Source organism: Flavobacterium sp., from assembly GCF_020217025.1.
GTDB lineage: Bacteria > Bacteroidota > Bacteroidia > Flavobacteriales > Flavobacteriaceae > Flavobacterium.
Genome location: NZ_JAIWOF010000008.1, coordinates 1 through 10,000, shown reverse-complemented (window position 1 = coordinate 10,000; position 10,000 = coordinate 1). Strand labels below are relative to the sequence as shown.

Sequence of the window (10,000 nt, the reverse complement as noted above, 5' to 3'; positions counted from 1 at the left end):
AGTGTTGTCGCGAATTAATTCATCATTCATACTGAAAACACCTCGTATAGAAGGTGAAAACACGAAATATTCTAAATATAAATCAATACCAAACCCTACTTCGTAGAAATTGGTCCATTTTGTCATTCGGAATCTATCGTTATAATTGTCATCTGGAGCTTTGGCATTACTCCCTAAATTTAAGGCTGTAGATACACCACCTACAAGATACGGACGTACATTTCCAGTACGTAAGGCAGAATATTTCAACAAAAATGGAAAGAAAATATAAGTTGATTTTACCTCTCGTAATCGGTCTACAGGATCGGTAATATTTGGATAAATAAGATTTCTTTGTGTAATATATAAACCAGGTTCAAAGCGAAAATCTAAAAATTCCATTAATCTTAGATTGCCTATCAAACCTACGTTAAAACCCGTAGTAGATTTAACTTCAATATCTTGGGTAACCGATAAATAATCAAATTTAAAATCTAAACTATTAAATCCTAAATAATATCCCCAATGAATACGCTGTTTGTTCCAATTTTCTTTATTGATAATTGGGTCTTTACTAAACATGCCTTCTTGAGCCAAAAGGATGGGCGAAAAAAGTAATAAAAACAGTAACTTCTTCATGTTATTTTTTAGATGCTTGATAAATAGTCGCTACTCCAAAGGTTTGAGGTAGATGCTTCACCTCTATAAACCCAATTTTTCTCAAAATATTGTTTAAGGCTTCTCCAAATGGGAAATTTTGTGCCGAAGTAGACAAATATTGGTACGCTTTTTTATCTTTTGAAAATAATTTACCAATAGTTGGCATGATGAAATTGGTGTAAACGTAATATCCTTGTTTAAACGGAAATTGCGTAGGAACCGAAGTTTCTAAAATAATCAACTGGCCACCTGGTTTTAACGTTCTTAAAATGTCTGTTAAACCTTTTTCTAAATTTTCAAAATTACGCACACCATACGCTACAGTAATGGCATCAAAATAATTATCAGGGTACGGAATGTTTTCACCATCACCTAAAACCATTTGGATTTTAGAATCCAGATGTTGCGCTGCAATTTTTTTCTTTCCAATGTCAAGCATGCCTTGCGAAATATCCAAACCAATAATTTCAGTAGCCGAAGTAGTAGCAAATAAAATTGCTAAATCACCTGTTCCAGTGGCAATATCTAAAATAGTTTTTGGCTGTTTTGCTGCTACCATTTTCAATATTTTTTGCTTCCACTTTGCATCGGTGCCAAAAGAAATTACTTTATTAAGACCATCATAGTTGCCAGAAATGTTGTCAAACATTTGAGCAACTTGTTCTTTTTTACCTAATTCTGAATCTTTGTATGGCGTTATATTTTTTGACATTTTCTTAATTTTGGACAACAAAAGTACTGATAAAAAATCAAATACAATTGCAAAATTCAATTTCAATAGCAACTTCAAAAATCAATATCAAGGAAATAATTTTAATTTTTTTAGGAACACGGATTTAAGAAATTTAAAAAATCTGTGAAAATCCGTCAAATCAGTGTCATCTGCGTTCCAAAAAAACTATTTTCTAACGTACGTTAAAAAAGTAAAATCATAATCGTGTTTTTCGTCTTTAGAATGAAATTCTTCGAAAACCAATTCCCATTTATCCGCATCGATTTCAGGGAAAAAAGTATCGGCTTCAATCGTAGTATGCACGCGAGTTAAATCGATTTTATCTGCTATTTCTATAGACTGATTGTAAATTTCCCCTCCGCCAATGATGAAAACTTCTTCATTTTTCGGGCATAAATCAATGGCTTTTTGTAAACTACTCGCAACGAAACAACCTTCTGGAGCTTCATACTCTTTTTGGCGCGTGATGATTATATGCGTTCTATTGGGTAATGGTTTTGGAAAACTTTCAAAAGTCTTTCTTCCCATCACAATGTAATGTCCTGATGTAGTGGTTTTGAAACGCTTAAAATCATCTGGCAAATGCCAAACCAATTGATTGTCTTTTCCTAAAGCATTGTTTTCAGATGCGGCTGCTATAATTGTAATCATTTTTTATTATAATCTAAGATTGAAAAGAATTTATCAAAGTTTTTCTGATTGTGATTGTGCTAAAACTTGGTTTTAGAGCTTAATACAACCGCTTCTCTAGTATTATTTATTAAATCCAATATTCAAATCGGAGTGGAAATAGATTTTTTTTAGTTCTTCGTGTTTGGCTTCAAATTCTTCTTTGGTTATGGCTTTGATGGCTTTTAACCATTTGAAATTATTCAATTGACTTTCGTAGTCTAAATTTTCATCAATACTGGCAAAGTTTTCTCTTAAATAGTTGTTTCGCGCTTTGATTATTTCATTGATAAAATGATCTACGGTTTTAGCATCGGGAACGTCTTTTACGACTAAAATGCTGTTACCATCCATAAGTTTTACTTGCCAAAAATCGCCAATACTTAACCAGTAAATTACAAATAAAATCGTAGCAATAACAAAGCCAAGAAGCGAAATCCATTTACTAAAGTCTAAAAATATGTTGATAATACTCAATAGATTTAGGCCCATAGAAACCAAGAGCAACACATTATTCGAAGATTTAAGCGAAACTTTCTCGCCATCAATATTTTCAAACGGAATATCAATTTCATTCGTATTGCCAAACTTAGAAACTTTACAGAACAATTTAGCATCCGAAATACGCAATTCTCGTGTGACAAAGTTTTTTTTCTGTACCAATGTTTTCATAATGCAAGGTTTAGGAAACGAATGAAAACGCTAAGGTAGTATTTTGTGGGGAATTATTTAAAATTGTTCTACAACTAAAATAGAACCTTAATCAAAAATGCTTTAAAAGATTTTAAATTTTTATTTTTTGAAGATTGCTTTACAATAAAATGATTTGTTAAATATTTCCCGATTTCAAGTTTTGTTCACTAATTTTAACTTTAAAGTTTCGATAAAATGTTGTATATTTCTCTACCATTATGTCTAGTTAATTCGTGATAATTGTTATTTAGTATTTCAATTTCTTCAGTGTAAGCATCAATTTCCCTGATATTCTTTTCTGCTATTTCTGAATAATTTAATGACGTTATATTATGTTGAAAATCTAATAATGAATAGGCTTTTAAAATAATTGTTTTAGAATATGGGGATTTAGGTCCCAAATCAGATGAGTATTTCACATAGTTAGAGAAAGTAAACATTATTTGTTCAATACATGAGTAAATTCTAATTATTTGGTGAGGATGGGAATTTTCTTTGAAGTAAATTTCTTTATGCTTTTTGTTTGAAAACGTAATAAATAAACTACCAATTATGCCAATGTATAATGTTAGTAAATGAAATTGAATTACTGGGTTATTGAGATATTTAGTTTGGAATGGATAGCCTAAAAAGAAAGCAGTACTAAAGGTTATTCCAAATAAATCTGCGTCTAATTCATATATATGATTTTTAATATTAAACACAGAATTATATTCATATTGTTCTGTAAATGAAAATTGAGAAGGATTTTTAGCTTTATTTAATTGAAATATATGTGCTAACTCATGATAAAAAAGGTATGTGGTACATAGCTTAGTATACATTTGGAAGAGGTCATCTTCGTTGAGGGGAATATTTGAAATTTTTGTAAATTGGTCTTGAAAATATAATTTGATATTTTTATTAATTACATTTTCTAATTCATTGATTAATTTATGATTAATTAAAATTGTATTTCCATTTTCAATACTTGCACTAGCATTTATTTTGTCATAAAATCTGATCCCAAAACAAAGATTAATTTTGAATTTTTCACGTACAATATTTGCTTCCTCAATGCAAATATTCAATACGTTCTTTGCAAATTCAGGATTTGTAAAATCGAATTCAAAATCTACTTCTTTTACTAATGCAACATTAGTTCGTTTTCTAATCTCTTCAATGTGCTCACTATAAGTCAAGAATTTTTATTTTTAAATAGAAGTTTAATTTCAAATAAAATTAGAGACGATTTATGTAATTATTATAAAACATTCATATACATCTTAATTTTTTTGATTTTGTATTAATCAGTCTGTTGTTAATTCCTAAACCGCCACAACTCCCTTAATATGCGGATGTGGGTCATAGCCTTCTAACGTGAAATCTTCAAATTTGAAATCGAAAATATTTTTAATTTCTGGGTTTAGTTTCATCGTTGGTAAAGGTCGGCACTCGCGAGACAATTGTAATTCTAATTGTTCCATATGGTTGTTGTAAATGTGTGCATCACCAAAGGTGTGGATGAATTCGCCTACTTGTAAATCGCAAACTTGTGCAATCATCATCGTAAACAAAGCATAAGAAGCAATATTAAACGGAACGCCTAAGAAAATATCAGCACTGCGTTGGTACAACTGGCAACTTAATTTTCCATCCGCCACATAAAATTGAAAAAACGCATGACATGGAGGCAAAGCGGCTTTTCCATTGGCAACATTTTCCGCAAACGAAACTGAAGTATCCGGCAAAACACTGGGATTCCAAGCAGAAACTAACATTCTTCTACTGTTTGGATTGGTTTTTAGCGTTTCGATTAATTCGGTAATTTGGTCAATTTCTTCGCTGTTCCAATTGCGCCATTGGTGGCCATAAACCGGACCCAAATCGCCATTTTTATCCGCCCATTCGTCCCAAATTTTTACACCGTTTTCTTGTAAATATTTGATATTCGTATCGCCTTTTAAAAACCACAACAATTCGTAAATAATCGATTTTAAGTGGAGTTTCTTAGTGGTTACCATTGGGAAACCTTCGCTTAAATCAAAACGCATTTGGTACCCAAACACACTTAAGGTTCCAGTTCCGGTACGGTCGCCTTTTTGGTTGCCGTTTGCTAATACGTGTTTTACTAAATCGTGATATTGTTGCATTTTTTTGACCTTGTTATATTAGATTTTATTTTCTAATCTTATAGTTATTAAAGTTTCTGGCGATACTTTGTTGGTATAAATAAATCATCATTGGTAAGCCGAATGATAATGTAATTATAAAGCCAAGATTCCAAAATATAATTGTTAATGCGCAACTTATTATTATGGCTATTAAATAAATTATTTTTGAAGATTCGGCATAAATTTTATTGATGTGTATATTTTCTTTTTTATGACATGAGTTACAAGTATAGCCAATTTCATTGCCTTTTTTCATTTGTAATTTCCCTCTATCTTCTTCCTCGATTGAAACTTTGTTTTTGGTGTTACAACTTGGGCAGTCATAAAAATGATTTACAAACATACTTTTAGTGATTTATAGTTGAAACGTCTTTTGGATTATGTTTGTGTTTGAATAAAACAGCAAATGCAATTGCAATTACTAACGCGTAAGCTGCAAAGGTTAACCAGATGTTGTGCCAATCTTTTTCTCCTGTAGCAGCATCAGTAAAGTATAAACTAATGATTTGTCCACTTACAACACTTCCTAAAACCGCTCCAAATCCGTTGGTCATCATCATAAATAAACCTTGTGCCGAAGAACGAATCTTAGAATCGGTTGAGGTTTCTACGAATAATGAACCTGAAATATTGAAGAAATCAAATGCCATTCCGTACACGATACACGATAAAATAATCATCCATAATCCATCACCTGGATTTCCGTAAGCGAATAAACCGAAACGTAATACCCAAGCAATCATGCTAAACAACATTACTTGTTTGATTCCAAAACGTCTCAAGAAAAACGGAATCGCTAAGATGAATAAAGTTTCCGAAATTTGAGAAATCGACATAATTAAAGTCGAATATTTTACCACTAATGAATCAGCATAAACTGGATTGTGTTTGAAATCATCTAAAAACACATCACCATAAGCATTTGTTAATTGTAAAGCGGCTCCAAGGAACATACTGAAAACAAAGAATAACGCTAATTTATAATCGGCAAATAATTTAAACGAACTCAATCCTATGAGTTCCATAAACGATTTGTTTTCTGCAGTTTTTCCTTCAGGTTCACATTTTGGTAAAGTGAAGGCATAAATTCCCAAGAAAATCGCAGCAATTGCAGCAATGTAAAATTGATTTTCAGAAGCTTTATTTCCAGTTAAATTGGTAATCCACATCGCTACAATGAAACCAATAGTTCCCCAAACACGAATAGGTGGAAAATCTTTCACCACATCCAAACCGCCTTTTTTCAAAGCGTTATAAGCAACGGAATTAGAAAGAGCAATGGTTGGCATGTAAAAAATCATGGCTACTAAAATTACCCAAAAGAAATCGGAAGGATTGCTAACTTGTGGTACATACATTAAGGTTAATCCTCCTAAAATGTGAAGTGCTCCGTATAATTTTTCGGCGTTTATCCAACGGTCGGCAACGATTCCGCAAATTGTTGGCATAAAAATCGAAGCGATTCCCATAGTAGAGAAAATAGCTCCAAATTGTGCTCCATCCCAATTTTTAGTTCCAAACCAATAGTTTGCTACTGTAATAAGCCAAGCTCCCCAAACGAAGAACTGGAAAAAGTTCATTAACGTTAATCTGAATTTTACATTCATGTTAGTTTCATTAAAGTTTTAAGATTCTTTTTTTGAGATTTCATCTCTGATTTTTGCTGCTTTTTCGTAGTCCTCGTTTTGCACAGCTTCGTCTAATTTTTGGTATAATTCTTTTAGCGAATAACCCGAATAACTATCCGCAGGAACCACTACATCTTCTTGCCCAAAAGTTTCTGGAGTAGAAAGGATGTCGTCGTTTTCTTGGTTTTCGGTATTTTCGGCTGGATTGATGCTTAGGTAAATTCCGGCTTTGTCCAAGATATTTTTGTAAGTAAAAATAGGTGCGTTAAAACGCAAAGCTAACGCAATCGCATCTGAAGTACGAGCATCAATAATTTCCTCGATTTTGTCTCTTTCGCAAATAATACTCGAATAGAAAACACCATCTACTAATTTATGAATAATCACTTGTTTTACTACGATGTCAAATCGGTCGGCAAAGTTTTTAAATAAATCGTGTGTAAGTGGGCGAGGCGGTTTAATTTCTTTTTCTAAAGCAATAGCAATCGATTGGGCTTCAAAAGCACCAATAACAATTGGAAGTTTTCGCTCGCCATCCACTTCATTTAAGATTAAGGCATAAGCTCCGTTTTGCGTTTGGCTGTAGGAAATACCTTTTATAGTTAATTTTACTAAACTCATTTAATTGTTAATTATCATTTTTTTGATACTCTGATTCGGATTTTAAATACAATCACAAAGTCAGAAAATGGCTAACAGAAAAACGGTTAGCCATTTGCTCCAAAAATAAAAAAAAGAGCTATCTAAACAAAGATAACTCTAATTTTAATTTAATATATTTTTTAAACAACTATTTTATTACGAGTTGCTTGCTTTAAATGCTTTTAATTTTTCAATTAATTGAGGCACTACAGTGAAAGCATCACCTACAACTCCGTAATCAGCAACTTTAAAGAAAGGTGCTTCTGGATCTGTGTTGATTACTACTTTTACTTTTGATGAGTTAATACCTGCAATATGTTGAATTGCTCCAGAAATTCCAACAGCAATGTATAAATTAGAAGCTACTGGTTTTCCAGTTTGTCCTACGTGCTCGCTGTGAGGTCTCCATCCAATATCAGAAACTGGTTTAGAACAAGCAGTTGCAGCACCTAAAACAGAAGCTAATTCTTCAATCATTCCCCAGTTTTCTGGACCTTTCATTCCACGACCTGCAGAAACTACGATTTCAGCATCAGCGATAGTTACTTTTCCAGTTACTTTTTCTACGTTTTCAACTTTGATTCCGAAATCAGCATCGTTTAATGATGGCGCAAAACTTTCTTCTGTCATAGTAGCAGCATTTTCTACTAATCCGAAAGAGTTTTTAGCAATTCCTAAAACTTTTACTGGAGTTGAAATCTCAGTAATATTGAAAGCTTTGTTTGAGAAAGCAGTTCTTTTCACTTGGAAAGGCGAAGTGCTTTCTGGTAAAGCTACCACATTTGATGCATAACCAGCTTCTAAAGCTACCGCTACAAGTGGCGCTAAATATAAACTGTCTGTAGATGAAGAAACCAAAACGATTTGAGTTCCTTCTTTTTTAGCCGCTTGAGCAATTACATCAGCGTAAGCTTTAGCACTAAAGTTGTTTAATTTGTCGTTAGAAACGTTTAAAACTTTGTCTACTCCGTAAGCAGCTAAGGCACTGTTGTCAGAGTTGTTGATAGTTACAGCTGTAACTGTTGTTCCCATTGAAGCAGCAACTTTTTTTGCGTAAGAAGCTAATTCAAATGCTACTTTTTTAATTTTTCCTTCTGCTGATTCAGCATATATTAATATTGACATGATTCTTTAATTTAATGGTTTGAAATTAGATAACTTTCGCTTCGTTGTGTAACAAACTGATTAACTCATCTAAATTATCAGCACTTACTAATTTAACTGCTGATTTTGCAGCTGGTTTTTCAAATTTAACGGCTTTAGTTGCTGTTGCATCTCCTGTTGGTTCTACTAAAGTTAAAGCTTTAGTTCTTGCCATCATGATGCCTCTCATGTTTGGAATACGTAAATCTTTTTCTTCTACTAAACCTTTTTGACCACCAATAATTAATGGTAAACCTGCAGAAATAGTTTCTTTTCCACCGTCAATTTCTCTAGTTACTTTTGCTTCGTTTCCATTTACATCAAGACCAACACAAGCGTTTACGAAATTGTATCCTAACATAGCAGCCATCATTCCAGGAACCATTCCACCGTTGTAGTCTAATGATTCTTTTCCAGCGATTACTAAATCGTAACCTCCATTTTTAACTACATCTGCTAATTGTTTTGCAACAAACATTCCGTCAGTTGGGTTTGCGTTAATACGAATTGCTTCGTCTGCACCAATAGCTAATGCTTTTCTTAGAGTTGCTTCAGCGTCAGCTCCACCAACGTTTACAACTGTAACATTTGCTCCTTGTTGCTCTTTAAACCAAATGGCTCTTGTTAAACCAAATTCATCATTAGGATTAATTACAAATTGAACACCATTCGTGTCAAATTCGCTGTCACCATTGACAAAATTAATCTTTGAAGTAGTATCAGGTACGTGACTGATGCAAACTAATATTTTCATTTTTATGTATTTTGTTAGTGAATATTTTCAGTCCCAAAAATACAAAATAATTTCTAAATAAAAACTATGCACGCATAATAAATATGTTTTTCTTAGATAAATTAGCTTTTTTTTACGAATTGTTTAAAATGATGTTTTTTTAACAACCTTAAAATGCATTTTTTTAATACTATAAGGTTGTAGTAGAAAGTAAATTCATTTTTTTTAATAACGAATTGGAATAATTTTATTTTTCTTACTTTTGCCAATCATAATTCAAAGAAATTAATTTCATGAGAACGATACAATTTAGAGAAGCTATTTGTGAAGCGATGAGCGAAGAAATGCGTCGCGACGAATCAATATATTTAATGGGTGAAGAAGTAGCAGAATACAATGGAGCTTACAAAGCTTCAAAAGGTATGCTAGATGAATTTGGACCAAAACGTGTAATTGATACACCAATTGCAGAGTTAGGATTTGCAGGAATCGCTGTAGGTTCGGCTATGAACGGGAATCGTCCTATTGTAGAATTCATGACGTTCAACTTCTCATTAGTAGGAATTGACCAAATTATCAACAACGCAGCAAAAATGCGTCAAATGTCTGCTGGACAATTTCCAATGCCAATGGTATTTAGAGGTCCAACAGCTTCAGCAGGTCAATTAGGTGCAACACACTCACAAGCTTTTGAAAACTGGTTTGCTAACACTCCAGGTTTAAAAGTAGTAGTTCCATCAACTGTTTATGATGCTAAAGGTTTATTGAAATCAGCTATTCGTGATAACGATCCAGTTATTTTCATGGAATCAGAGCAAATGTATGGTGATAAAGGAGAAGTGCCAGAAGGAGAATACACTATTCCATTAGGAGTTGCTGATATCAAAAGAGAAGGTACAGATGTAACGATTGTTTCTTTTGGTAAAATTATTAAAGAAGCGCATTTAGCAGCTGACGAATTAGCTAA

General features: G+C 32.7%; 12 protein-coding genes. 1 reads left to right on the top strand and 11 read right to left on the bottom strand.

All coding sequences use genetic code 11. The features are described 5' to 3' along the window. From LDL23_RS00360 to LDL23_RS00310, 11 genes are all read right to left on the bottom strand, one after another. Positions 1-618 (bottom strand): porin family protein (locus tag LDL23_RS00360; protein ID WP_291263928.1); only part of this gene is annotated, 618 nt, incomplete at its 3' end. 1 nt (position 619) lies between these two features. Then, positions 620-1,351 carry a bifunctional demethylmenaquinone methyltransferase/2-methoxy-6-polyprenyl-1,4-benzoquinol methylase UbiE gene (ubiE, locus tag LDL23_RS00355; protein WP_291263927.1) on the bottom strand — a complete coding sequence of 244 codons (732 nt, stop codon included), beginning with the start codon at positions 1,349-1,351 and terminating at the stop codon, positions 620-622. Positions 1,352-1,537: 186 nt separating this feature from the next. Beyond that, entirely contained in the window at positions 1,538-2,023 is a 486-nt protein-coding gene (locus tag LDL23_RS00350) for a dihydrofolate reductase (RefSeq protein ID WP_291263926.1), read from the bottom strand. A gap of 102 nt (positions 2,024-2,125) precedes the next feature. After that, positions 2,126-2,713 carry a hypothetical protein gene (locus tag LDL23_RS00345; protein WP_291263925.1) on the bottom strand — a complete coding sequence of 196 codons (588 nt, stop codon included), beginning with the start codon at positions 2,711-2,713 and terminating at the stop codon, positions 2,126-2,128. Positions 2,714-2,913: 200 nt separating this feature from the next. Continuing rightward, entirely contained in the window at positions 2,914-3,915 is a 1,002-nt protein-coding gene (locus LDL23_RS00340; protein WP_291263924.1) for a hypothetical protein, read from the bottom strand. Between the two features lie 126 nt (positions 3,916-4,041). Beyond that, complete coding sequence (locus tag LDL23_RS00335; protein ID WP_291263923.1) at positions 4,042-4,866, bottom strand: thymidylate synthase; 825 nt, start codon at positions 4,864-4,866, stop codon at positions 4,042-4,044. Between the two features lie 25 nt (positions 4,867-4,891). Then, complete coding sequence (locus LDL23_RS00330) at positions 4,892-5,230, bottom strand: hypothetical protein (protein WP_291263922.1); 339 nt, start codon at positions 5,228-5,230, stop codon at positions 4,892-4,894. Between the two features lie 4 nt (positions 5,231-5,234). After that, the gene (locus tag LDL23_RS00325; protein WP_291263921.1) at positions 5,235-6,494 is read right to left on the bottom strand and encodes a nucleoside permease; all 1,260 of its coding nucleotides are present in this window, start codon (positions 6,492-6,494) and stop codon (positions 5,235-5,237) included. Between the two features lie 18 nt (positions 6,495-6,512). Further along, the gene (locus LDL23_RS00320; RefSeq protein WP_291263920.1) at positions 6,513-7,136 is read right to left on the bottom strand and encodes a bifunctional nuclease family protein; all 624 of its coding nucleotides are present in this window, start codon (positions 7,134-7,136) and stop codon (positions 6,513-6,515) included. Between the two features lie 177 nt (positions 7,137-7,313). After that, complete coding sequence (locus tag LDL23_RS00315; RefSeq protein WP_291263919.1) at positions 7,314-8,282, bottom strand: electron transfer flavoprotein subunit alpha/FixB family protein; 969 nt, start codon at positions 8,280-8,282, stop codon at positions 7,314-7,316. Between the two features lie 25 nt (positions 8,283-8,307). After that, positions 8,308-9,054: an electron transfer flavoprotein subunit beta/FixA family protein gene (locus LDL23_RS00310; protein ID WP_291263918.1), complete on the bottom strand. Its 747-nt coding sequence runs from the start codon at positions 9,052-9,054 to the stop codon at positions 8,308-8,310. Between the two features lie 272 nt (positions 9,055-9,326). Here LDL23_RS00310 and LDL23_RS00305 point away from each other — a divergent pair. After that, positions 9,327-10,000 (top strand): pyruvate dehydrogenase complex E1 component subunit beta (locus tag LDL23_RS00305; protein ID WP_291263917.1); only part of this gene is annotated, 674 nt, incomplete at its 3' end.